The sequence below is a fragment of the Dyadobacter jiangsuensis genome, from assembly GCF_003014695.1.
Taxonomy (GTDB): Bacteria; Bacteroidota; Bacteroidia; order Cytophagales; family Spirosomataceae; genus Dyadobacter; species Dyadobacter jiangsuensis.
Map to the genome: position 1 here is coordinate 294,916 of NZ_PYAS01000010.1, position 25,553 is coordinate 320,468.

15 protein-coding genes are annotated in these 25,553 nt (G+C 49.4%); 9 read left to right on the forward strand and 6 right to left on the reverse strand.

The genetic code is table 11. The annotated features are described in order from the left end of the window. Positions 1–8 precede the first annotated feature (8 nt). Positions 9–809: an SDR family oxidoreductase gene (locus CLV60_RS21400; RefSeq protein ID WP_106597409.1), complete on the forward strand. Its 801-nt coding sequence runs from the start codon at positions 9–11 to the stop codon at positions 807–809. A gap of 4 nt (positions 810–813) precedes the next feature. Here the strand turns inward: CLV60_RS21400 and CLV60_RS21405 are convergent, their stop codons facing one another. From CLV60_RS21405 to CLV60_RS21425, 5 genes are all read right to left on the reverse strand, one after another. Further along, the gene (locus CLV60_RS21405) at positions 814–2,094 is read right to left on the reverse strand and encodes an amidohydrolase (protein WP_229211076.1); all 1,281 of its coding nucleotides are present in this window, start codon (positions 2,092–2,094) and stop codon (positions 814–816) included. A 177-nt stretch (positions 2,095–2,271) separates the two neighbouring features. Beyond that, complete coding sequence (locus CLV60_RS21410) at positions 2,272–2,772, reverse strand: lipid-binding protein (RefSeq protein ID WP_106597411.1); 501 nt, start codon at positions 2,770–2,772, stop codon at positions 2,272–2,274. A 10-nt stretch (positions 2,773–2,782) separates the two neighbouring features. After that, on the reverse strand, positions 2,783–3,415 hold the full coding sequence (locus CLV60_RS21415; RefSeq protein ID WP_106597412.1) for an immunoglobulin-like domain-containing protein: 633 nt from the start codon (positions 3,413–3,415) through the stop codon (positions 2,783–2,785). A 25-nt stretch (positions 3,416–3,440) separates the two neighbouring features. Further along, positions 3,441–4,919 carry a SusD/RagB family nutrient-binding outer membrane lipoprotein gene (locus CLV60_RS21420; RefSeq protein WP_106597413.1) on the reverse strand — a complete coding sequence of 493 codons (1,479 nt, stop codon included), beginning with the start codon at positions 4,917–4,919 and terminating at the stop codon, positions 3,441–3,443. Positions 4,920–4,930: 11 nt separating this feature from the next. Then, positions 4,931–8,134: a SusC/RagA family TonB-linked outer membrane protein gene (locus CLV60_RS21425; protein WP_106597414.1), complete on the reverse strand. Its 3,204-nt coding sequence runs from the start codon at positions 8,132–8,134 to the stop codon at positions 4,931–4,933. A gap of 777 nt (positions 8,135–8,911) precedes the next feature. Between CLV60_RS21425 and CLV60_RS21430 the strand changes: the two genes are divergently transcribed. The 6 genes from CLV60_RS21430 (at position 8,912) to CLV60_RS21455 (ending at position 20,752) form a co-directional block, all read left to right on the forward strand. Next, on the forward strand, positions 8,912–12,166 hold the full coding sequence (locus CLV60_RS21430; protein ID WP_229211077.1) for a SusC/RagA family TonB-linked outer membrane protein: 3,255 nt from the start codon (positions 8,912–8,914) through the stop codon (positions 12,164–12,166). Positions 12,167–12,171: 5 nt separating this feature from the next. After that, on the forward strand, positions 12,172–13,608 hold the full coding sequence (locus CLV60_RS21435; RefSeq protein WP_106597416.1) for a SusD/RagB family nutrient-binding outer membrane lipoprotein: 1,437 nt from the start codon (positions 12,172–12,174) through the stop codon (positions 13,606–13,608). 204 nt (positions 13,609–13,812) lie between these two features. Next, positions 13,813–17,031 carry a SusC/RagA family TonB-linked outer membrane protein gene (locus tag CLV60_RS21440; RefSeq protein ID WP_106597417.1) on the forward strand — a complete coding sequence of 1,073 codons (3,219 nt, stop codon included), beginning with the start codon at positions 13,813–13,815 and terminating at the stop codon, positions 17,029–17,031. Between the two features lie 29 nt (positions 17,032–17,060). Next, entirely contained in the window at positions 17,061–18,509 is a 1,449-nt protein-coding gene (locus CLV60_RS21445; protein WP_106597460.1) for a SusD/RagB family nutrient-binding outer membrane lipoprotein, read from the forward strand. Positions 18,510–18,675: 166 nt separating this feature from the next. Beyond that, positions 18,676–19,920 (forward strand): pyridoxal phosphate-dependent aminotransferase, encoded by a 1,245-nt coding sequence (locus CLV60_RS21450; RefSeq protein WP_106597418.1) that lies wholly within the window; start codon positions 18,676–18,678, stop codon positions 19,918–19,920. 43 nt (positions 19,921–19,963) lie between these two features. Beyond that, positions 19,964–20,752, forward strand: coding sequence for a queuosine precursor transporter (locus CLV60_RS21455; protein WP_106597419.1), 789 nt, complete (start codon positions 19,964–19,966; stop codon positions 20,750–20,752). A gap of 4 nt (positions 20,753–20,756) precedes the next feature. Here CLV60_RS21455 and CLV60_RS21460 read toward each other — a convergent pair whose 3' ends face one another. Further along, a complete protein-coding gene (locus CLV60_RS21460) occupies positions 20,757–21,518 on the reverse strand; it encodes a TrmH family RNA methyltransferase (RefSeq protein WP_106597420.1) in 762 nt (253 codons plus the stop codon). 32 nt (positions 21,519–21,550) lie between these two features. Between CLV60_RS21460 and tamL the strand changes: the two genes are divergently transcribed. Both tamL and miaB read left to right on the forward strand, forming a co-directional pair. Next, positions 21,551–23,980 carry a translocation and assembly module lipoprotein TamL gene (tamL, locus tag CLV60_RS21465; RefSeq protein ID WP_106597421.1) on the forward strand — a complete coding sequence of 810 codons (2,430 nt, stop codon included), beginning with the start codon at positions 21,551–21,553 and terminating at the stop codon, positions 23,978–23,980. 93 nt (positions 23,981–24,073) lie between these two features. Beyond that, positions 24,074–25,543 (forward strand): tRNA (N6-isopentenyl adenosine(37)-C2)-methylthiotransferase MiaB, encoded by a 1,470-nt coding sequence (miaB, locus tag CLV60_RS21470; RefSeq protein WP_106597422.1) that lies wholly within the window; start codon positions 24,074–24,076, stop codon positions 25,541–25,543. The last annotated feature ends 10 nt before the right edge of the window (positions 25,544–25,553 follow it).

Consider the following 25,553-nt stretch of genomic DNA (forward strand, 5'->3'; position numbering starts at 1 on the left):
TTAGAGACATGACAAATTTCAAGGACAAGGTTGTCTGGATTACCGGGGCATCGTCGGGTATCGGTGAGGCATTGACCATGGCTTTTGCCAAAGAAGGCGCCAAACTGGTGCTTAGCGCCCGTCGCCGTGAAGAGTTGGAAAGAGTGAAGAAGCAAACCGGATTGCCCGAAGCAGATGTGCTGATACTACCTTTGGATGTTACGCAATTTGAGCAGGCTAAGCCAGCCGCCGAACAGGTAATCGCCCGTTTCGGACAGATCGACGTGATGGTGCACAATGCAGGCGTCAGCCAGCGTTCGTACATCAACGACACCGACCTGGAAGTTTACCAGAGCCTGATGAATGTGAATTTTTTCAGTACGGTAGCACTTACAAAAGCCGTTTTACCCTATATGATTGCGCGGCAGACGGGCCACTTTATTGTCATGAGCAGTGTCGCCGGGAAGATCGGCACCATTATGCGCTCGGGTTATAATGCTGCCAAACATGCATTGCAGGGCTTCTACGACTCGCTGCGCGCCGAGGGTTACCAGCATAATATCAAAGTCACGACCATTTGCCCCGGCTACATCCGCACGAATATCTCTTTGAATGCATTGGATGCGTCCGGCGACAAGTTCGGCAAAATGGATAGTAACCAGGCCCAGGGCATTCCGGCGGATGTTTGCGCCGAAAAGATCCTCAATGCCGTCAAAAAGGACAAAAAGGAGATCTACATAGGTGGGTTCAAGGAGGTTGCCGCTATTTACCTCAAAAGGTTCTTCCCGAGCCTGCTGTTTGATCAAGTCAGGAAGAACATTCCGGAATAAGCCCCTATTTGGTTTTCGCTTTTTCGAGATAATCGGTAGCCAGGCGGGCAATCGAGCGTACCCCCAGCACCAAGCTGCCTTCATCGACATAGAAATCGGGGGTATGATGCGGTGCGGCTTCGGCAACGCTTTTACCCTTTGGCATACCTCCCAGGAAGAAAAAGAAACCGGGGACTTTCTGCTGGTAAAAGGCAAAATCTTCGGCGCCGGTTTTGACCGGAATCACGTTTACATTCTCCTTTCCGGCTACATTTTCCAGCGTACCAATCATCCTGGCGGTCAGCGCCTCGTCGTTATGCGTCACAGGGTACATGACATCGATATCGACCGTTGCTGTGGCTCCTGCGCTTTGTGCAATGCTGGATGAAATTTCGTTGAGACGCTTATGCACATAGGAATGCATTCCTTCATCGAAAGTCCGGATAGTCCCGATCATCTTCACCGACTCGGGAATGATATTCTGCCGCACACCACCATGAATTGCCCCGATCGTTACGACCGCGGGTGCGTGTGTGAGGTCCAGGTTACGGCTGACGATCGTCTGCAATGCAGTCACGATTTGCGAGGAGGTCACAATCGGATCAACGCCCGACCATGGATAAGCGCCATGCGTTTGTTTTCCTTTTACATCAATACTAAAAAAATCCACGGCTGCCATGGTCGCGCCGGGGCGGTAAGAAATCTTCCCTACTTCAATTTGAGAGTCGATATGCAGGCCAAAAATTGCATCTACCTTCGGGTTTTCGAGCACTCCCTCCTTCACCATCAATTCCGCACCTCCCTCCTCGCCTTCCGGAGCGCCTTCCTCGGCCGGCTGGAATATGAACTTAATAGTACCAGGCAGCTCGTTCTTCATTGATGCCAGCACCTCGGCCACGCCCATGAGTATGGCGATATGCGTGTCGTGCCCACACGCGTGCATCACGCCGGTATTCTGCCCTTTGTATTCCGTCGTTACTTTCGATTTAAAAGGGAGATCCACCCGCTCAGCCACCGGCAAGCCATCCATATCAGCCCTTAGCGCCACCACAGGCCCGGGCTTGCCGCCTTTCAGAATGCCTACGACGCCCGTATGCGCAACGCCGGTTTGCACTTCGATACCCAGCTGTTTTAAATGGTTCGCTACTTTCTCGGCTGTCTTGAATTCGCGGTTACCCAGTTCAGGGTTCTGGTGAAAATGGCGACGCCATTCTACCAGCTTCTTTTCCAGCGCTGGTGCTTTCTGGTCGATCGATTTGGCTAAGGGTGATTGAGCAAATGCCGATTGCCCTGCGATAACTGCCATGAGCGCCACAGCAGACATTCTGCCGAATTTGTTAAAAATTTTGCCTGTAAAAGGAGTTGTCATAGGAAGATGTTAAAGAATCAGGTTTTTCAAGATCGGAAAGAAATTCTTTCGTTCCAAAACAAAAAAAGGCCTTACCCGTAATGGATAAGGCCCTGTACTTGCAAGTGTTTGTAATCAATGCTCGTCTTCGATGAAACCTGTGCGACGGTAGCCGGCATATATCCACTCCGTTTTAGGGTCACTTTCAAAAACGAACTTCACATAGATAGAGTCCGTCTTGTTGCCCCCGGTCGAAGTTGCAGCGCCTTTGAGAATTTTGCCTTCAATAATCGACACGGCAGACATTCCTGCTTCCATGTTGGGCAATTTATCCGCCTTGTCGAAAGTCATCGCCGGTAAGTTTACCTTGGCAACAACAGCCAATGCATCTGCATCAGGCGTGAGCAACTCATGATCGTTGATGATCAGGTCGGTTTCGTTGTTGGCCGCGGTGTTCGAAGTGGTGATAAGGAAGCGTCCGCCACCTCCAATGTCCTCCCCGTTGGCAAAAACACCTATATACCACTCACCGCACATAGCCTGTAATTTGGTCCCTTCAATGGTCGGTTCACTGCCCAGATCGCAGGACAAAAGACCAAAAACCAATAGTATCAGAGAATACTTTATATATTTCATAACGTCAATTTTACTGTTTAACAAAAGTACGAAGTGCAGTACCAAATAGAGGATTGATCACTACCCAGCTGTATGATACTCCTTCTTTAATCGATGCAGTGGTGCATTCGAATGCATTTCCGGAAGTCAGCTGGTAAGGGCACCCTATCTTACCTTTATCAAAGTAATAGAAATACACGGTTTCACCCGGTGAAGGCACAGCAACCCCACCGACGTTATCGGCAGTGTAAAGATTACCGGCAACTTTTGCCACCTTCGACACTCCGAAAACTCCTGCATTTCTCTTATAGCTACCCGAAATATCCGCGGTAGCGGCCGCCGAGATCACGCCCACATAACGGTACTCGATAGATGAGTAACCATCCTTGTTCACCGCCGTGTATTCGATAACATACACGCCCGGCGTTTTCGTATCGACTGTTCCATTCGCCTTTACTTCAATCTCCTTGTCGCCTTCTTTCGCAGTGACACCCGGATCGGTAAAAGTACCTCCCACCGGCACCTGGTTCCATTGCTCACCTTTCAAAGTGATCACAGGATAGTAGGTAATCGATGAAATACCCTCCGTTACCTTGTCCTCTTCGCACGAAAACGCCGCAAACAAGGTCAAGGCTATCAGTATTAGTTTTAATCCTTTTTTCATAATATCAGTTATCAATGACCTTTGATTATTTCATCCACCAAACCTTGGAAGTAAGCGGTACCAACGCAGGGGTATTCACGTTGCCGTCCCTTGAAACGGACGTGTACGGAATGCGTTTAGGAAGTGCGCCCTTATCCAGAACAGATTTTGCTGCCACAGTCCATTGTCCCGGTACGTAGCTCTCACTGGTCGTAGCCACTGCAGATTTTTCAGGATAGCCGGTGCGCGCCTGGTCCCAGAACGATTCGTATCCCTGACGGAACATGGCTACCCATTTCTGAAAAATGATGGCTTTCAGTTTCGCTTCCGCATTGCCGGCTGATGGGTATTCGTAAACGCCACCTTTTGCGATCTTCTTCGCATCGAATACGATATTGAATTTCGCATATGCGGCAGCCACCGCCTTATCATAGAACTCTTTCGCCTTGGCGTCGTTTCCGGTGCGCAGGTACGATTCCGAGAGCATGAAATAGACCTCGTCGATGCTGAAAAAGTAGAATGGATCGGTAGCGGTCATTCTGGCAACGCTGGGAACATTCACGCCGACTCCGCTAAGGAAATCGCCCTGCTCCAATCCTGCCTGCCCTCCTGAACCTGGCGTGAAGTAAGCGGCAAGGCGGGCGTCGTCTGCGTTTGCCTGCAAATAGGTTTGAAGCGTACGGCTCAAACGCAGGTTGGATGACACGTTCAACTGGCGTACGTTGTTTTCATACAACGGGTTACTGCGGTTAGGCTCATCCACGAATTTGGTAATCGCAGCGTGATCTTCCAGAAACGGCGTATTGGCATCCAGCATCGCTTTGATAGCCGCAATAGCCTGTGCAGAGTTAGCGCTTGCTGTCTGGCGCAGATAAAGTTTCAGTTTCAACGTGTTTGCAAACCGTTTCCACTGATCAATCTGGTTAGCCGCGCTGGTTCCTCCGTAGATAAGGTCGGAGGCTACGGCTGTCGACTTGCCGTTGTTGAAATCGAGAGCCAGGGCCGCATCGAGTCTTTTCAGCAACTCTGCGTAAACAGCCGGACCGTCGTCGTATTTCGGTGCCTTGATAGATTCAACCTGCAATGCTTCGCTTAACGGGATCTTATCGAACCAGTCTGCCAGCATTTGAAAACCGTAAGTTTGAACAGCCACCGCTTGCAATACCATGTTGTTGTTGCCGCTCTCGGTAGCTTTCCGCTTCACGTCTTCGAAGTCGTTCAGGCCGCCTGCATATAATTCCGTCCAGGCGATATTGTAGTCGGCCGGTTGGAGATCATAAGAGTCGATACCGCGGTATTGGTTGGCAGAGTTGGATTGTGTCCAGTGCTGCGACCACAGACCACCGATGATGGCAAAATCGCCGCCTACGATACCGGCAACCGATGCCTGTGCCGCGGGTAGTACAAATTCGGGCGCTACGTTCGTCGGGTTGTTGGGGTCTTCGTTTACATCCAGCCAGTCGTTGCAGGAGCCCAGTGAAAGCGCGGCGAGCAGCAGGACACCATTTTTTATAATACTTTTCATTTGAATCCTGATTAGAATGATAGATTTAACTGAACACCGTACGTTGCGGTAGAAGGACCGGCAGCGAATTCTCCATACAGGTTTTTCAGGCTGGTTCCGAACGTGTTGGCTTCGGGGTCTACTACGTGGTTGCCCTTGGGAGTCCACAATACGAGGTTACGACCAAACACACCCACCGATGCACCTCTTACCGGCAGTTTAGCAAGTGCCTTCTTAGGTACCGAATAGGTGAGTGACACGTTTCTCAGTTTGAAGAATGTCTTCGGCAGCACGTGATTGTATTCGTTTGCCGACGTTGATCCACCGTAGTAAGTGAATACATCCGCACGGGACACCGGCGTGGTGTTAGGTGCATAACCTTCGTCTGTTTTGACTACCGAACCCGGCACAACAAACGGCTCGCGGTCATTGTATTGCGACATGTAAGCGTTTCCGTTGAAGTAGTTCAAACGAGCGGTGTAAGAATAGAACACCCCGCCATTACGATAGTCGCCATTCGCGCTGAATTTGAAACCTTTATAATCCAGGTAGGTGGATATCCCCAAAGTATAGTTCGGGTTGATCGAACCTCTGTATGTTTCTTCCGAGCTCACCAACGGCAGACCGGTTGATGCATTTACGATGGTATTTCCGTTTGGATCACGCTGTACATCCGGCGAGTAGATGGCACCCAGCGGCTTACCTACCACCGCGCGCAGCTTCACATTGTAGCTGCTGTTGAGCAGGATATTTCCTGAACCGCCTTCCAGACCGAGTGATTCCACCTCGTTCCAGATCTTGTTATAGTTCACCGTAACCCCCCATTCCAGTTTCTCTGTACGAACCGGAATCAGGTTCAATGCCAGCTCAACCCCTTTGTTTCTCACGCTACCCAGGTTCACAGTTTGCGTAGTAGCACCTGTTGCGGGTTCGAGGGCGAGGCTGATGATCTGGTTTTTAGTCAGCTTGTTGTAGTAGCTCAAATCAAGTCCGACGCGTCTTCCGAAGAAGCCCAGTTCAAGACCACCTTCGTATTCTGTTGAAATCTCAGGTTTCAGATTCTGGTTTCCAAGGTTGTTCGATACCTCGTACGCGTTCAGGCCGCCGAATGGGAAGTTGATATTACCAAATCCACCCGCACGAACCGAGCCCGGCACGTATACCGAATAAACCTGATAAGGATCGGCGTCGTTACCCGCAGATGCAGCCGCAAAACGTACTTTCACGAAAGGAATTTCTGCCGGCAATTTGAATACATCCGACAATACAGCACTGATGCTCGCACTTGGATAGAAGTAGGAGTTTTTGCCCTTTGGCAGCGTACTGGTCCAGTCGTTACGTGCACCCACTGTGAGATACAACCAGTTGTCGAAACCGAAGGTAGCCTGACCGTAGATACCCACGAGGCGACGCTTGCTGGTTGTTGCAAATGTGGTGGGCGTCACAGAACTGTTCGAAAGGTTGTAAAAACCAGGAAGGTCGAGGTTAGTCACTTTCGCAAAGTTCGTTTGCGCAGTTCTTTCATTCAGGTTATGTCCAAAGAATGCCTGCACATCGAAACGCGATCCGAAGTTGTGTTTGAAATTGAAGATCAGATCGCTGTTGAACTGGCGGTTCTGCCGTGCCAGTTGCGACACCCCACCGAAAACGTCGTTCGCTGAGCTGTTGGGAGCGCTGTCGGAGATCTTACCAACATTACCCCAGTCTTTCTGAAATGCATCAGAATAGTCACCACCAACTCTATATCTCACATCCAGGTTTTTCAGCAGCTGATAGCCAAACTCGATGTTACCGAAAATGCGGTCTTCGTCGTAGTTGTTACCCTGGTTGTACAATGTCCAGTAAGGATTCTGAGCGTATGGCGTAAAATAATTATCCAACGTCATGAACTTGTAGTAAGGACTGTTGGGATCCAGCAATGCTTTTGAATCCACGATCGAGTGGTCGCGCGGGATCTGGATGATCTCCTGCCATACCACTTTACCGCCACCCGCATCGTCGCCCTGACCGGTCGCAACTGCTTTCTGGTTCTTATGTACGTAGTTGATATTGGAGTTCACCGAGAACTTATCCAGTTTCAAACCACCATTCAAGCTCAATGTGTTACGCTTGTAGGAGTCGGCGTTGGTAGGAACTACGCCGTCTGCTGTCGCATTCGAATAGGCTACGCGGTAGTTGGCCGTTTCTGTGCCACCTGAAACCGCGATGCTGTTGTTCCATTCGTAACCTTTGTCGAAAAAGTCTTTCAGGTTGTCTTCCTGCGCCGAGAAAGGTTTCAGCATTTGGGAGTTATCAACAACGTTACCCCAAAGGCGTGGCTTGCCATCCAGTTTCGGTCCCCAAGAACCATTTTCAATGCGGTCGAACAAGCCGCTCCATCCCTGGCCGTATGTATTCTGCAGGTGTGGAACACGCAATACCTGTGATCTCGCAAACGATGATGAAATGTCAACCTGTGTCTTGCCGGATTTACCTCTTTTGGTAGTGATCAGGATCGCACCGTTGGCTGCGCGGCTACCGTACAATGCGGATGCCGAAATACCTTTCAGTACGGTAATGCTTTCAATCTCGTTAGGGTTGATATCGTTCATCTGGTTACCGAAGTCCATCGAACGGTTGAAGTCATCGTTGCCGTTTTGCGCATTGGTTGATGAAGTGTTACCACGGTTGTTCATCGGCACACCGTCAATCACGAACAGCGGCTGGTTGTTACCGGTCACAGAGTTGAAACCGCGGATGTTGAGGACGGTCGACGCTCCCGGTGCTCCCGATGCGGTATTTACAGACAGACCCGGCACACGCGCGTTGAGCGCATCGAGCGGGCTGGTGTTACGGGCCTCTGTGATGGATGTATTGGCAATGGTGGCGGTACTGTAACCGAGCGACTTGCGTTCGCGCGAAATACCGAGTGCAGTTACGACCACCTCACCGAGTTGCTGGGCATCCGCCACGAGCGTCACGTTGATCGTCGATTTCGAGCCGACCACGATGCTCTGGCTGAGATAACCTACAAATGAGAACACGAGTGTTCCGGAAGAGGGGGCTGTAATGGTGTACTTACCGTCGATATCAGTCGTGATACCTCTGGTTGTACCTTTCAGGGTGATGTTTACACCGGGGAGCACGCTTCCGTCGTCGGCGGTCACAACTCCCGATACTTGTTTATCCTGGGCAAAAGCCTGCCAGCCAGGAATCAATAAGCACCCTAAGAATAGAAACAGTAGAGTCTTTCTCATACAAAGGATTTAAAGTTTGTTTAAATAGGATATTAATTGCGTCAAGGTTACAAAAATAATTCTTGTTTCAATCAATTACAATGCCGTCCAAATCAATGCCCAGAATATAATTTGGCATAAACCGGGTTTCATTATCAGTTTGTTAGCAGGAACGATAAAAACACCTCCATAAACGTATTTGTTAGAACTTCATGCTTTCTGCGTATTCGCAATCAAAATTGCAACGCCTACTTCCTTTCCTTAGATGATTTTCAAACAATTCAAATATTTGCTAAAAGCAGCTAACTGTGGAGGGTGTAGTTTTTGGGTCGAAAATGACCCGTTTTGGGGGCTTAAAAATTTATATTAAGCTACAAACAATATTAAAAAAATGCAAATATTTATCAAAAATTCCTCGATAGCCCCGCATTCTTAATCCACTCACTTTTTCAGAATCGCTTTATTTAGATTCATTCTTTAATTACGCCGCGTATACGGATACCGTAATTCAAGTAGCCATATTTTCACTACGGGGCATGTTTTTCCCAATAAATGTAAATTCCTCAAAAAAAGACATCTATTGTTAACATTTAGTTAAAATCAAGCCGGTTTTTGAAAATTTCACATATTTGAAAAAATTGCAAAAAATCACGACTTCTACATAGAAAATTCTTCATATCGGGCAGTCAAGCCAAAGTAAATTTTGAAATTTCGCAATGAAAAGGTTGTACTGGTTAAACTAATAGTTATTTTTGCAACAGTATGTTTACATAACAAACCTAACTTTAAACTTAATTTATGAGGAAGATTTTATGCTCCTTAATGGGCTGTTTGCTGCTATTTGTGACGCAGCTTCACGCCCAGGATCTCGCGGTGACCGGCAAGGTCACAGCCGACGACGGCTCGACACTTCCGGGTGTTAACATTTCTTTGAAAGGTACTACTCGCGGTACCACCACCGATACCCAGGGCCAGTACACTATTTCCACCTCAGCCGGGGCTACGCTTGTTTTTAGTTTTATCGGTTTTCAAACACAGGAAGTGATCGTCGGAAACCAGACTGTCGTCAACGTAACGCTAAAAAGTGACGTCAGCCAGCTTCAGGAGGTTGTAGTAACAGCCCTCGGACAAGAGCGTAAAAGAAATGAGCTTGTTTACGCGGCCCAGCAGATCAACAACGAGCAGATCGTACAGGCCCGTAACCCGAACGTAATGAACGCGCTCGCTGGTAAAATCGCCGGTCTTGATATCAAAACCAACAACAACATGGGTGGTTCGACCAGTGCGATCATCCGTGGTTACAAATCCATCACCGGTAACAACCAGGCATTGTGGGTAATCGACGGTGTACCTGTTACCAACGCCAACACCAACTCGACCGACCAGCAGACAGGTCGCGCCGGTACCGACTACGGTAATGCTGCTTCCGATATCAACCCGGACAACATCGCGTCTGTGAACGTATTGAAAGGTGCTGCGGCTACTGCACTTTACGGTTCGCGTGCCTCCAACGGGGTAATCCTCGTGACTACGAAACAAGGTCGTAAAAACAGCTTCGACGTAACCGTAAACAGCGGTGTTACCTGGGGCAAGATCGACAAGAGCACTTATGTAAAATACCAGAAAGAATATGGTGCGGGTTACGGCGGCGATGGCGCGAAAGATCAATTCTACCGCGGCAACCTCGGCTCAGGCGAGGGGGATATCGCTGTATTTGATGCAGATGCGTCATTTGGAGCGAAATTCGATCCAAACAGACTGGTTTACCAATGGGATGCGATCGACCCAACCTCTCCTACATACGGCAAAATGACCCCATGGGTTGCCGCTAAAAACGGTCCGGATGCATTCTTCGAAACAGCCGTAACATCCAACCAGAGCGTAAACATCCTGGGTGGTGGCGAAAACACGACATTTAAAGTAGGTTATACCCGCAGCGACGAGAAAGGTGTACTTCCAAATAGTAAGCTGGGCAAAAACCTTTTCAACTTCTCGGCTTCATTTGACCTGACCAAGAAACTGACGATCTCTGCCAATGCCAACTACTCACAAGTGAAAGGTATGGGACGTTACGGAACGGGTTATGACGGTAAAAACCCTAACCAGCAGTTCAGACAGTGGTTCCAGACCAACGTCGACCTGCTCGAACAAAAAGCGGCTTACTTCAGAAACAGACAGGATGTAACCTGGAACTGGGGAGATCCAACCGCTCCATTCGATGACAACGGCCCGATTTACTCGGAAAACCCTTACTTCGCACGTTACGAAAACTTCTCGAACGACTCGCGTGACAACTTCTTCGGCTATGCTGCGGCAGTTTACAAAATCGCTCCATGGATTGACCTGACAACACGTTTTGCCTACAACGGCACACAGGATATGCAGGAAGAGCGCATCGCATTCGGCAGCTCCGATCCAGCACAATACAAGCGCTTCAACAGAGGCTTTAACGAGACCAACCTTGATGTGATCTTCAACTTCCGCAAAGCGATTACAAAGGACATTAACTTCTCCGGTTTGGCAGGTGGAAGCATGCGCCGCTCGACAGAAAACTCGATCCGCGCTCAAACAAACGGCGGTATGGTCGTTCCGGGCCTGTTCTCGCTTTCGAACTCGGCTAACCCGATTGAAGCGCCTACCGAAGCTTACAGAAGAATTGGCGTGGACGGTCTTTATGCACAGGCTTCATTTGGCTACAAAGACCTCGTAAACCTTGACCTGACCGCAAGACAGGACAAATCGACTACGCTCAGCAAAAACAACAACACCTATTTCTACCCTGCGATAGGTGCGAACTTCAACATTTCGAACCTCGAAGCACTGAAAAGACTTGGTTGGTTGACAATGGCGAAACTGAGCGCCAACTACGCAGAAGTAGGTAACGATGCTCCATGGGGCAGTACTCTGGACGTGTACGACAAGCCAACCGGCCTCGGCAACATCCCTTACTTCACGCTGAGAAACACCAAAAACAACCCGGACCTGAAACCGGAAAGAACGAAAAACTACGAATTCGGTCTTGAATCCGCATTCCTGAACGACCGTGTAGGTTTTAACTTCACCTACTACCGCTCGGCAACCCTTGATCAGATCCTTCCGGTATCGATCACCGCTGCAACCGGTTACGCATTCCGTTATGTAAACTCGGGTGAAGTACAAAACAAGGGTATTGAAATCTCCGCATACGTAACGCCAATCAAAGTTCAGGACTTCTCATGGACCCTGAATGTGAACTTTGCAAGAAACCGTAACAAGGTGATCAGTCTTTACGGAGAAGGTGCTACCAAAGTAACCAACGTACAGATTGCGAGTCTTCAGGGAGGTGTTTCTATCAACGCGGCGGAAGGACAGCCATTCGGCGTAATTCGCGGAACGAACTTCGTATACCACGAAGGAACCGGCCAGAAAGTGGTTAAAACCAACGGTATTTACGCGGCTACTTCCAGCTCATCGGAAATCATCGGCAACCCGAACCCGGACTGGATCGGCGGTGTGAGCAACACATTGAAATACAAAACATTGTCACTGAGCTTCCTACTTGACATCCGTCATGGCGGCGATGTATGGTCATTGGATCAATGGTATGGTGAAGGAACCGGTCTTTATCCGATCACCGCTGGTTTGAACGAGCTGGGCAATCCTAAGAGATCACCTGTTGCACAAGGTGGTGGTGTGTTGTTCCCGGGTGTACAAGCCGACGGAACACCTAACACTGTACGTGCGGCTAACGTAGACGGAAACGGTGCAACTGCATACGGTTATCCTGGCAACCCGCCAAGAGCGATGTACATTTACGACGCGAGCTACATCAAACTGAGAGAAGTTGCGCTTACCTACGCGCTTCCACAGGCGATCGTAAGCAAACTGCGTGCGTTCAAGGAGATCGACATCTCGGTGATCGGACGTAACCTTTGGATCATTCACAAAAATATGGAATTCCAAGATCCTGAAGAAGGTCTGGGCTCAGGTTTGCTGAATGGTGCGGGCGGTTACCAAAGCGGTGCTTACCCGGCTGTAAGAAACTATGGTTTCAATGTTAAATTCCGTTTCTAAGCGATATGAAAAAATTAATCATTCTCTTTCTCCCGTTCCTGATGCTGACGGCCTGCGTCGACAGCCTGGACGATTATAATGTGGATACCAAGCGTCCGTCTACGGCACCGCCTGTTACCTTTTTCTCGAATGCCTTGAAAGGCCTGGCCGACACGCTCACCAGCCCGAACGTCAATGTAAACAACTATCGTTTGTATGTTCAGCACTGGACGACAACCACTTACCTGGATGAGCCTCGCTATAACGTTACTGCCCGTATCATTCCGGAATCATTCTGGCGCGGATTGTACAAAGGCGTAATTTCCGATTTGAATGAGTCGAGAAGGCTTATCAACGCGGACGCTCTTCTGTTGCCAGCTACGAAGGACGTGCAGTTGGCACAAATCGAAATCGTAGAGATCATGACGTGGGCTGCATTGGTAAATACTTTCGGAAACATTCCATATTCCGAAGCTATGAACCCGGAAAACCCGCTGCCTAAGTACGACGATGCGAAAACGATCTATGACGCCCTGCTGGTACGCCTCGATGCGGCACTGCCAAAACTCGAATCGAAGGGAACACCATTCGGCGGCGGCGACCTGCTTTACAAAGGGAATATTCCGAAATGGGTAAAATTCGGTAACTCACTGAAACTGAAGCTGGCGATGATCATCGCTGACAGTGATCCGGAAAAAGCGAAAAAGCTGGTAGCCGAGGCTGCACCGAAAGTATTCACCAGCAATGCGGATAAAGCGGCTTTCCCATTCATTTCGACACCGCCGAACTACAACCCGATCGCCCAGAACATGAACTCGCTTTACACGAGCCGCCAGGATTTCATCCCTGCCGCAACCATCGTGACGCCAATGAACGAGTTGAATGATCCGAGAAGACCTTTCTTCTTTACCACGCTCAACGACAAATACGTGGGTGGACAGTACGGTTTCTTGAACACATATTCTGCATTCTCACACGTGAGCGACAAGATCATCGATCCTGCTTTCGAAGGTCTGCTGCTTGACTACTCGGAAGTAGAATTCCTGCTTGCAGAAGCTGTTGAAAGAGGTTTCATCACCGGCTCGGCTGCCGACCACTACAACAAGGCTGTTACGGCGTCAATCACTTACTGGGGTGGCACCGCGGCGGAAGCCACAGCATACCTGGCTCAGCCTAAGGTAGCATACGCAACTGCAACCGGTAACTGGAAAGAGAAAATCGGATTCCAGAAATGGATCGCTCTTTACAACAGAGGATGGGAGTCGTGGGTTGAATGGAGAAGACTTGACTATCCGAAACTGTCTCCTCCGTCAGGTGGAAACGTACCGGCCGGTCTTGCAATTCCAGTGCGCATGATCTACCCGATCGTGGAACAAACCCTCAACGGTGCTAACCGCGAAGCTGCGGCAGGTGCTATTGGCGGCGACCTTGCTTCGACCAAATTGTGGTGGGATAAATTCTGATATCCGAACCAGGAATATGCAGAAAGGCGGGCTTCGGTCCGCCTTTCTTTTTTTGTAGTAATCACAATCCGCCCGGGGGTAGTATACCGGTTAAAAGCTCAACCCCGCCGGACGCTGGATGCATGCCGGATATGCGCTTTTGATCATTGTAAATTCAGAGTCATAAGGTTTTCGAAAACCCTTCCACCTACAAACCTGACTTTGATGAAACGACTACTACTCATGATCGGAGCCGGCATGCTCGTGCTCATTCTCACCACTGCTCATGCGCAAACGCACGACCTGACCGGCAAGGTCACTGCCGAAGATGGATCGGTACTGCCCGGCGTAAACATTTCGCTAAAGAACACCACAAAGGGTGCGATCACCGATGACAAAGGCCAGTACACAATCTCTGCCGACCCAGGCTCCACTCTTGTGTTCAGCTTTATTGGATTCAAAAGCAAGGAAGCTCTGGTTGGAAACCAAACAAAGCTCGACATAGTCCTGATCAGCGATGAAACACAACTTCAGGAAATCGTCATCACCTCACTCGGCATTGCCCGCGAAAAGAAGGCACTTGGCTATGCAGTACAGGAAATCAAAGCCGACAAACTCACCCTCGCCCGCGACCCTAATATTGGAAATGCGCTCGCGGGCAAGATAGCGGGTGTTCAGGTGTTAGGCCAATCGGCGGCGAAATTTGGCACGCCCAGCATCCGCATCAGGGGAATCAACTCACTGACAGGCAGCGATCCTCTTTACGTGGTAGACGGCACACCGACAGACATCAGTATGGTGAACATGGATGATGTTGAATCACTTACCGTATTAAAAGGTCCTTCCGCTACGGCATTATACGGCAATCGCGCTTCCGCCGGGGTGGTGGTCGTAACGACTAAAAGAGGAAAATCCGGAGAAACATCTCTGACCTTCAACCATAGCATGACTATGGATCAGGTGTCGCTACTGCCCAAATATCAAAATGAATATGGAGGCGGCTATTCACAGGAGTGGGAAACTTTCAAGTTTGATCCCAAAATACACCCGGCCACATGGGCATCGTTCGAAGGTCAGCGAATTTTGGATTACTCCGCGGATGAAAGCTGGGGACCCAAACTAGACGGCTCCATGCATCGCTCTGCATTCTCGTGGCAACCGGGCGAAGGTTTTGGAAAAGAGACTCCATACATCGCCCATCCGAACAATGTCCGTGATTTCTTTGAAAAACCTGTGAGCTACAATTCAAATATCGCGTTTTCCAAAGCGGGTGACGGCTACTCTTCCCGTATTTCCTACACACATATTGTCAACAACGGCATCGTCCCAAACAGCCGCCAGCTCCGCGATTACATAAGCGCAAAAACCGCCGTGACGTTCGCCAAAAAACTTACTGCAGAACTCAATGTAAATTATACCGGAACCAAAACCGACAACACGCCCGCTGATCGCTATGGCAGCAGCGGCGGTACCGGCCCGGGAACAAATCTTTTCAGCACAAGCAACTCTACATTAAACGGATACAACCAGACTAGCGGCTCGTTTAACCAGTGGTTTCAGCGCCAGTTGGATATTAAAGACCTCCAAAACTACAAAAATCCGGATGGTACTTTTAGAAGCTGGAACATTGGCAGCCCTACGGACGCGCGACCCAAATATTGGGATAGCCCTTACACCCAGGTATATGAGAACACCAATATCAACCGGCAGCAGCGCATTTTCGGGGACGCCGGGCTCACCTATCAGGTTACGGACTACCTAAAAATAACCGGCAAATTCCGTCGCGATTATGGAACCTACTTTATGGACGGGCGTGTGGCGTCTGGAACTTTAAACGCAGGCGGATTGGGCGCATATGCTTATTTGAGCGGAGCAACCCTCGAAAACAACTACGAGAGTATTGTGAGCTTCAATAAGGATATTCAAAAGATATCGATACTTGTGAATGCGGGCGGCAATATACGCTACAACCGTACGGAGGGAACGCTCCAGGCGACCGCCGGCGGGCTTACCACGCCTGGTTACTACAATATAGCCGGATCCAAAGATCGCCCAATAACATCAAACTACCTGTTCGAAAGGAAAACAAACAGCTTGTTTGCCAACGCCAGTCTCGGATATGGAGATTTTCTTTTCGTGGAGGGTTCTATAAGAAATGACTGGTCATCGACGCTCCCGGCGGTGAACAATGCCTATTTGTACCCCTCGGTATCTACCAGTCTGGTCTTTTCTGAGTTTATTCCCGTTAACAGGGTATTGTCATTCGGCAAGCTGAGAGCAGGCTATGCACAAGTTGGAACCGATCTAGGAGCCTACCAAACTGCCCTGAGTTACAATGTTGGAACACCGTACGGAACAAGCCCCGTTATGACACTCCCCGGCACCCTGCCCAACTCTCTCCTGAAACCCGGCATGTCGTCGTCATACGAAGGCGGAATCGATCTACAATTTTTCAGCAATCGCCTCGGACTTGAATTCACAGCCTATAAGAACAACAATAGCAACCAGATCATACCATTAGCGGTAGCATCTACGAGCGGCTATAACAACGCCGTCGTCAATGCAGGCTTAATTACTACGAAAGGGCTCGAACTCCACCTTTCAGCCCAGCCAGTTAAAACCGAAGCATTTACCTGGGAGCTGGACATCAATGCCGACAGAAACCAATCCAAAGTGGTCGAGTTGACTGAACAAAGTAACAATTACCGGATCGACGGCCCGCAGTGGCGCGCGCTCACACTCAATGCACGTGTGGGAGAAGATTGGGGAATGCTGGAAGGGGTCGGTATTAAAAAAGATGCAAATGGCAAAAAGGTAGTCTACGCTGCCACCCCGGAAAATATCAAAGCAGGAAAAGCAGGTTTGTATGTAAAAGAAAACAACGTCAATCTCGGTAATGTACTACCCAAATTCAAAGGCGGATTGATCAATGCATTTCAATACAAAGGTCTCACACTTCAGGCTAGCACTGATTTCGTCGTGGGTGGGAAATTTTTCTCTGTCACCCGGATGTTCAACGCCGGATCAGGCCTGGCTGCGGAAACTGCCGGCAACAACGAATTAGGTAATCCAAAACGCGATGATCCCGACAAAGGAGGCGGTGTACTGCTGGATGCGGTTACGGAAGACGGCCAACCCAACACGCACAGGGTCGATACTCAAAATCTCTACGAAAACTGGCTTTTTGCGCTCAACGAGCAATGGATATACGATAAAACCTATGTAAAACTCCGGGAGGTGTCGCTAGGCTACAAAATCCCAAAAAGGTATCTGGGTAAATATCTAAAGTCGGCCAGCGTATCATTGATCGGCCGCAACTTGCTCCTGATTTACAGCGCTATTGGCGGCGGTATCGACATTTCTGAAACCGAAACGCTCTGGTACGAAGGCGGGCAATTGCCTCCGGTAAGATCCGTCGGCGCGACACTCCGAGTCGGCTTTTAACTACCCTTTCATCTCAATTCCTTATGATCATGAAAAAATACCGGCAATTAGCTGTCCTGTCACTCCTCCTGCTCATTACCGCACCGGGATGCAGCGACTTTGGAAATATCAACATCAACCCCAATAACCCGTCCGCGCCGAGCACTGCGGGCCTTCTCACGGGCGCGCTCCGCAATGTGGGCATCATCAACGCACAGGTAGGCCCTGGCGGTGCGAACATCGTCCCTGCGATGTATGTGCAGCAATTCGGAGATGTGATTTACATTGAGGATTCGAAATACAAGACGATCAATTTCAATTATAATGGCTGGTACGCCGGTCCGCTGATTAACCTGCAACATATCATCGAGCTTAATACCGATGAAAAAACCAGGGTTAATGCATCCACATTTGGTTCCAATGCCAATCAGATCGCGATTGCGCGAATCCTCAAAGCCTATTTCTTCCAATGGATCACTGACCGATGGGGCGACATTCCCTACTCAGAAGCACTAAAAGGCGACGCCGACTTCACGCCGGCATTTGATAAACAGGAGACGATCTACACTGACCTTTTCAAGGAATGGAAAGAAGCAGGTGCGCAATTCGACGAAGGCAAAGCATTTCAGGGTGATATTCTTTTGAACGGAAGCAGTGCTAAATGGAAAAAATTCGCCAATTCTCTTCGGCTTATAGCAGCGCTACGGCTTTCAAAAGTCAAGCCGGATTTAGGCAAAAAAGAATTTCAGGCTGCATTGGACGACGGGGTTATCAGCTCCTCAGCCGACAATATCCAATATAAGTTCCTTGCCGAATCGACCAATGAAAACCCGATTTATACCAATTATGTCGTCAGCAACAGGAAGGATTATGCATTAAGCGATGTATTTATAAACTATTTAAAGAAAGTATCAGACCCACGACTCCCCTACCTGGCAGCCAAAAATATTTCTGGTGAATACGTCGGTGTGCCGTACGCCGTCGGAGGAGCTAAGGCGCAAGATTTATCATTGATTGGATCCGTTCTTTCGCAGCAAAATTCCGCTGTAAATATCATTACCTATTCACAAGTGCTATTCGCGCAGGCCGAGGCCGCCGCATTGGGCTGGACGAACGGCAATACCAAAGCGCTCTACGAATCGGCTGTTGAGGCTTCATTACAGCAATGGATGGGCAATAGCTACACCGAAGGCGCGCTAAAAAGCTATCTCGCACAGCCGGATGTTGCCTACACTGCCAATACGGCAATCGAACGGATCAGCACGCAGCGATGGATCGCATTGTTTTTCCAAGGTACCGAAGCGTGGTCCGAATGGCGAAGAACCGGGTTCCCCGTGTTGAAACCAGCCGCAACCACCCTCAACGGCGGCACGGAGATTCCCCGCCGCCTCGCCTATCCCGTAACGGAAAACAACATTAATCACGATAACTACCAAGCGGTACTCAGCAGCCAGGGCAAAGACGACCATTACACAAGAGTATGGTGGGACAAACCCTGACCAAGATAAATTACAAGTTTCCCGATAGTGCTTTTTCAGCCACGTGCTTCACGTGGCTGAACTTTTTTTTTGTAAAAAGTCATCACAAAACCTTCAAAACAATGCAGTCGTATCGTTGCGTCATTTGATTTTCTTTAACTTTGAGAATTATCCAACTCTTGAAAAAATGGAATTTTTAAAAAGCGACCGTCTGAATCATCTGAAATACGAGATCCGCGGTGCTACCTACCAGAAAGCGTTAGAGCTTGAAAGTCAGGGCTACAAAATCCATAACCTGAACATCGGTAACCCCGCACCGTTCGGTTTCGATTCGCCCGACGAGATCGTCCACGACATCATCATGAACATCCGCAATGCGCAAGGCTACTCGGATTCTCGTGGCTTGTTCGCGGCGCGCAAGGCGATCATGCACTACACACAAACGATTGGTATTCAAGATGTTGAAATCAACGACATTTTCATTGGAAACGGTGTCAGTGAGTTGATCCTGCTCTCGATGCAGGCATTGCTCAACCCCGGCGACGAGATACTTGTGCCTTCTCCTGACTATCCGCTTTGGACAGCCGCCATTTCACTCAGCGGCGGGACACCGGTACATTATATATGTGATGAACAGGCCGATTGGAACCCCGATCTGGACGATCTCGAAAAGAAAATCACTTCGCGTACCAAGGGGATTGTGATCATCAATCCCAACAATCCGACGGGCGCGGTTTACGATAAAGAAGTATTGGCCCGCATCGCCCGCATCGCGGAAGAGCATGGCCTGATCGTCTTCTCAGACGAGATTTACGATAAGATACTCTATGACGGAGCGGCACATTATCCGATGGGCTCGTTTGTCACGGATACACTCTGCGTTTCTTACGGCGGCTTATCGAAAAACTACCGCTCGGCTGGTTTCCGTGGCGGCTGGATGATCCTCAGTGGCGCGAAACAAAAAGCCAAATCATACGCGGAAGGCCTGCTCCTGCTCGCAAGCATGCGCCTGTGTGCGAACGTACCTACGCAATACGCGATCCAAACCGCATTGGGCGGTTACCAGAGTATCAAGGAACACGTGGTGCCGACAGGCCGGTTGTATAAACAAATGAACCTGGTTTACGACCGACTGACGTCCATTCCAGGCATTACTTGCGTGAAACCGAAAGGTTCACTGTACGTTTTCCCTAAAATCGATTTGAAAAAATTCGGTTTCAAGGCAGATGACCAGTTTGTATACGAGCTGCTTTCCGATCAGAAAGTGCTGGTAGTAGCGGGTACGGGCTTCAATTATCATTTGGATCCGCATTTCCGTATTGTATTCCTGCCGACTATCGACGAGTTGAACCAGGCGATGGACAAGCTGGAATTCTTCCTGACCAACCGCCGTGTCATGTCGACGCGCACCGTTGAAGACATTATTGCATAAGTAATAGTTAACCTAAACCTCCACTGAAAGTACTTATCGCCCGATGACCATCCCCGACAGAACCATTCAGGAGGCTAAGCGCCAGCGGCTGTTCCTCCTCCTTTGCGGTATCTTTCTTACCAACGCGCTCATTGCGGAGATCATAGGCGGTAAAATATTTTCAGTGGAGACACTTTTGGGCATTGCCCCGGCCCAATTACCGATCGGTGGCCAAAAGCTGGATTTTAACATGACGGCAGGGGTTATCAGCTGGCCGATCGTGTTTATTACGTCCGATATAATCAACGAGTATTTCGGCCGAAAGGGGGTTAAAAGAATCTCCTATGTAACTTCGGCGCTGATCGTCTACACATTCCTGATCATTTACGTGGCGACCAAGGTACCGCCCGCACAGTTCTGGCTCGACCTCAACAATACCGATACCCACGGTAACACATTCAATATCAACGACGCATTCTCCAAAATTTTCAACCAGGGTCTCGGCATTATGATCGGCTCGATCACAGCCTTCTTATTGGGGCAATTGCTGGATATCCTCGTATTCTCCTGGCTCCGCCGGAAAACCGGCAGCCGCTTCATCTGGCTCCGCGCCACCGGCTCGACTATGTTCTCGCAACTGATCGACAGCTTCGTCGTAATCGGGATCGCGTTTTATGTTTTCGGGAATTGGGATTTGAAACTGGTCTTTTCAGTAGGGACCATCAATTATCTATACAAGGGCGTGGTGGCAATCCTTTTGACGCCCCTTTTGTACATCGCGCATTATTTTATCGATAATTACCTCGGTAAGGAGTACGCGGAGGAGCTTTCGCACCACGCCGCGCACGAGTAGCGTGTTAAAGCGGTACTTGTCTGCGCATATTATCCAGCATTACGGCAGTGGCGATACCGACATTCAAAGACTCCGCCTCTCCGAAGCGCGGTATCATGATTTTATCGCTCACGAATCGCTCCACTTGCTCGCCAATACCGTTGGATTCATTGCCCATGACGATAATCCCCCCGTGGGCAGGATATTCAAAATCATACAGCGAACTCCCTCCCAGAAATGCACCGATCACCGGCTGTTTTACGTCTTTTACCTTTTCAAAATATTGGGTCAGGTCGGTGTAATGGAGCTTTACACGTGTAAAGGACCCCTTGGCTGCGGCAATCACTTTGGGATTGTAAACGTCGGTCGTATCGCGTGAACAGATGATCTTGGTGATACCATACCAGTCGGCGACGCGGATAATGGTGCCCAGATTTCCCGGATCGCGAACGTCGTCGAGCATGAGCATATATTCCCCCGGCGCGGGAGACAAGAATACATTTTCCTTCGTTTTAGCGACAGCGAGGCAGGAATCGTTGGTTTGAAACGATCCCAGCCCTTCCAGTTCCTGCGCAGTAACCGTTTCGAGGTTTAGGTTATGGCGGGTTAAAATACTTGAGTATTTTTGCTGAAATTCCTGTGTTACCAGTACAAACTCGATCTCAAAGTCGGAATCCAGCAATTCCAGTACACTCTTGGCGCCTTCTATCACAAAAGCCTCGTGAAGCTGCCGGTACTTTTTGATTTTAAGCGAGTTAATATACTTGATACGATTTTTTGACAACATTGAATATTAATTGTAGGACGATATACGGCTGGTTGATTTTCCTGATTCTAACGGGACTGTTTTCCTGCGCACCCAAACCCACTTCGAAAGGTTACTTGCTTGGCAACTCCGCCATCAAGGGTAATCGCGTGATAAGCGATTCGGAACTGGACGCATTGATCCCGCAAAAACCTAACCGGCGGTTGCTCGGCTTTCCCATCTTTCCTTACGTTGGCCTTTACCGTTTCGGCGAGCTGTTTTACAACCGCGAGGAAAAGCAGCGCAAGGTGATCGAGGTAACGCAAAATTACCAGAAAGAATCCCAGGAACACGCAGATTCCCCCCGAAAGCTTGAAAGAATCAACACTCGATATGCCAAAAAGCTTGAAAAAGCACAGATAAGGGCCACCCAGGGCAACTTCTGGATGCGGGTACTAGGCGAAGCTCCGGTGTATTACAACCAGGCCGATGTGGTGTTGAACGCCGAGAAAATGCAGAAATACCTGTACAACAACGGCTTCTTCGACGCGAAAGTGACCTTTGACCCCGACACGATCTTTAAGAGGATCCGGGTCAATTACCTCGTTACGGAAAACCGGGCGACGATGATCCGCAATATCCACTATCAGATCGGCAATGAGCTGGCCGACAGCCTGATCAGGGCCGACTCGAAAAATGCGGCATTGCTACCCCGCAAGCGGTACGACGGCGACGCGTTCGAGGAGGAGCGCATCCGCATCGAAACGTTGCTTCGAAATGAGGGCTATATGGGCTTTTCACGTCAGAATATCAGTTATATAGTCAACGATACGATCACCAACCGACCGACCGACAGTCTTTTCAAATCAGTGGATGTGAAAGTGAGAGTGGATATGCCGGCGCCGGCCAACAAACGTTACTCGGTCAATTCGGTCAACTTCGAAGTACTCCCTCCTTCCGGTGTGCCTGATTCGATTTTCAGGAAGGATACCAGCATGTTTGACGGCATTAAATATGTGTTTTCAGACAAAAAATTCTCGCGAAAAGTGCTCGACACCAAAATGCAGGTACGCCCGCAGACCTGGTACAGCCAAAAACGGGAGCGCGATACCCAGCAACAATTGTCATTGACCGACCAATTCCGGTTTGTCAACTACAACTACACGCTCGATTCGACCGGGCGGGGCATTAACAGCTATTTCAAAGCAATCCCGCTCGATAAATACCAGATTTCGACTGACCTCGGTCTTAATGTGATTCAGCTGCAAGGAACGCCGGGGCCATTTGCCAACCTTTCCTACAAGATCCGGAATGTTTTCAATGGGATGGAGAACTTCGAAACCAATATCCGGGGTGGGATTGAGCTCGTGCCCAACTTTGTGGGGAACCGGGAGATTTATAAGAGTGAAGAAATCGGCGTAACCGCCTCGCTTACGTTTCCACGATTGCTCACTCCCCAAAATTTGTTCAAAAAGCAAACAGTCAATAGCAATCCACGGACGCAGCTGAGCCTGGGTTATAACTATGTCAACCGCCCGGAATATACCCGTACCAATATCAAAATCAGCACTAATTACTCGTGGCAGCCTACCCGGACAACGCTCGTCAATATTTCGCTGATCGACCTCAATATCCTGAATACGAAGAATCTTAATCCCAAATTCGACACGCTTTTGATCGAATTGGCAAAACAGGGAAACAACCTGATTTACAGCTTCAAGCCCTCTTTCGTTTCAGATATTAATGCAAATTTTGTTTACAATACCAATTCCCTGATAGGTCCTCAGAAGAAGGCGCATTACTTCCGGTTCGCGATCGAATCCGGCGGTACGTCGCTGAATTTTTTGCCCCGGCAACAGGAGGTAATCAGGCAGGTATTTGGGGATAGCCTTCAATTTTATAAGTATATCCGCTGGAATGCTGACTACCGCCGCTACTGGCCTGTCGGAAGAAAATCGGCGTTGGTTGCACGGGTGAACTCGGGTGCCATTTACAGCTACGGCGACAACCAGGTCCCGCCGTATGAAAAATATTTCTTCGCGGGCGGCTCCAACAGCGTGCGTGCCTGGCTGCCGAGAAGGCTCGGACCGGGTTCTGCCAAGCCTGTTACCTATAATAACTTGTCGATCGAATCCCCGGGCGAATTTCTGCTCGAAGGAAACCTCGAATGGCGGGGCTTTCTGGCAAAATTCTTTGGCGATATCAATTATGCACTATTTATCGACGCAGGAAACGTGTGGAGGCTGGGCAGTAATGCCACCAGCGACGACCAGAAGTTCAAAGCCGAGAAGCTTTTGCGGGAAATCGCCGTCGGAACCGGATTCGGGATTCGTTATGACCTGTCTTTCTTTATTCTCCGCTTCGATTTCGGGGTAAAAGTGTATGATCCGTCGCAGGACAGCGGGGAACGTTTCGTGCTTGACGAATTGAAATTTAAGCGCCTTTTCAGGCGTACGGAGGCCAATTCATTGAATATCAACCTCGGTGTTGGCTACCCGTTCTGACCGCGTTCCGGCGATCGCCGCCGTATGACAGTTTGTCAGTTTTCTTCCAAATTTTCCTATCTTTGCGCTTTGAGCGTTTAAGAATTCCTTCTCATGGAGCATAGAATTGCAGATTCACTAAAAATATTGACAGAGGCGGACAAGGAAGCCTGTGAAACAGTGCGGGTTTCGGAAAACGAACCACTTTCAGGAAAGAAAAGGCTGTTTATCGAAAGCTATGGATGTCAGATGAATTTTTCGGACAGCGAAATCGTCGCTTCCGTCATGCGCGACGCCGGCTTCGCCACCACTTCGGATGTAAACAATGCCGACCTGATATTTTTGAATACCTGTGCCATCCGCGACAATGCCGAGCAGAAGGTCAGGAACCGTTTGAAACAGTTAAATTTTATTAAAAAAAATAAACCAGGCATGCTGATCGGGGTGCTGGGCTGCATGGCCGAACGCCTGAAAACCAAGTTTCTCGAAGAAGAGAAAATGGTCGATATCGTGACCGGCCCGGATGCATACCGCGATTTACCGCGACTGGTGGACGAAGCCGAAACGGGTCAGAAGGGCGTCAATGTATTCCTTTCACGGGAAGAGACCTACGCCGACATCTCCCCTATCCGACTGAATTCCAACGGCGTAACCGCATTCATTTCGATCATGCGCGGTTGTGACAATATGTGCAGCTTCTGCGTCGTGCCTTTCACACGCGGACGTGAGCGCAGCCGCGACCCGTATTCGATCGTGAAAGAGGCCGAAGATCTTTTCCGCGATGGTTACCGCGAGGTAACGCTGCTCGGACAGAATGTAGACAGCTATAAATGGAAGCCCGAAGCGAATGCGGAAGGTGAAATTGCGGGTGAAACGGTGGTAAACTTTGCCAATCTGCTCGAAATGGTAGCCAAAGTGAGCCCCGAGCTCCGTATCCGTTTCAGCACGTCGCACCCGAAAGACATTACTGACGAGGTGTTGTATACCATGAAAAAGTATGACAACATCTGCAAATACATTCACCTGCCTGCACAAAGCGGTAACACCCGCGTGCTGGAACTCATGAACCGGACGTACACACGCGAATGGTACATGGACCGTATCGACGCCATCCGCCGGATTTTGGGTGAAGAATGCGGCATCTCACAGGACATGATCGCAGGCTTTTGCACCGAAACCGAGGAAGAACATCGCGATACGCTGTCGCTGATGGAATATGCCAAATTCGACTTTGGCTTCATGTTCGCTTATTCGGAGCGGCCGGGTACGCTGGCGGCCAAGAAGTTCAAGGACGATATTCCGGAAGAGGTTAAGAAAAGAAGGCTTGCAGAAATCATTGAAGTACAGCAGCAGCTTTCGCTCGCGCGTAACCAGCAATTGGTGGGTACAGTCCAGAGAGTATTGATCGAAGGACCTTCTAAACGCTCCGACGATGACCTCAGCGGCAGAAACGACCAGAACAAGAAGGTCGTGTTCCCACGCGAGAATTTTGAAAAAGGCCAGTACGTGGACGTTCTGATCACCGAATGCACGACCGTTACACTGCTTGGGCATGCGGTACAAACCGAGCCGGTATTGGGATAAGACCTGCTTA

Excerpts from the sequence above, each read along its gene's own strand:
- CLV60_RS21400 (WP_106597409.1), top strand. The coding sequence starts at position 9 with ATGACAAATTTCAAGGACAAGGTTGTCTGGATTACCGGGGCATCGTCG.
- CLV60_RS21405 (WP_229211076.1), bottom strand. The coding sequence starts at position 2,094 with ATGGCAGTTATCGCAGGGCAATCGGCATTTGCTCAATCACCCTTAGCC.
- CLV60_RS21410 (WP_106597411.1), bottom strand. The coding sequence starts at position 2,772 with ATGAAATATATAAAGTATTCTCTGATACTATTGGTTTTTGGTCTTTTG.
- CLV60_RS21415 (WP_106597412.1), bottom strand. The coding sequence starts at position 3,415 with ATGAAAAAAGGATTAAAACTAATACTGATAGCCTTGACCTTGTTTGCG.
- CLV60_RS21420 (WP_106597413.1), bottom strand. The coding sequence starts at position 4,919 with ATGAAAAGTATTATAAAAAATGGTGTCCTGCTGCTCGCCGCGCTTTCA.
- CLV60_RS21425 (WP_106597414.1), bottom strand. The coding sequence starts at position 8,134 with ATGAGAAAGACTCTACTGTTTCTATTCTTAGGGTGCTTATTGATTCCT.
- CLV60_RS21430 (WP_229211077.1), top strand. The coding sequence starts at position 8,912 with ATGAGGAAGATTTTATGCTCCTTAATGGGCTGTTTGCTGCTATTTGTG.
- CLV60_RS21435 (WP_106597416.1), top strand. The coding sequence starts at position 12,172 with ATGAAAAAATTAATCATTCTCTTTCTCCCGTTCCTGATGCTGACGGCC.
- CLV60_RS21440 (WP_106597417.1), top strand. The coding sequence starts at position 13,813 with ATGAAACGACTACTACTCATGATCGGAGCCGGCATGCTCGTGCTCATT.
- CLV60_RS21445 (WP_106597460.1), top strand. The coding sequence starts at position 17,061 with ATGAAAAAATACCGGCAATTAGCTGTCCTGTCACTCCTCCTGCTCATT.
- CLV60_RS21450 (WP_106597418.1), top strand. The coding sequence starts at position 18,676 with ATGGAATTTTTAAAAAGCGACCGTCTGAATCATCTGAAATACGAGATC.
- CLV60_RS21455 (WP_106597419.1), top strand. The coding sequence starts at position 19,964 with ATGACCATCCCCGACAGAACCATTCAGGAGGCTAAGCGCCAGCGGCTG.
- CLV60_RS21460 (WP_106597420.1), bottom strand. The coding sequence starts at position 21,518 with ATGTTGTCAAAAAATCGTATCAAGTATATTAACTCGCTTAAAATCAAA.
- miaB (WP_106597422.1), top strand. The coding sequence starts at position 24,074 with ATGGAGCATAGAATTGCAGATTCACTAAAAATATTGACAGAGGCGGAC.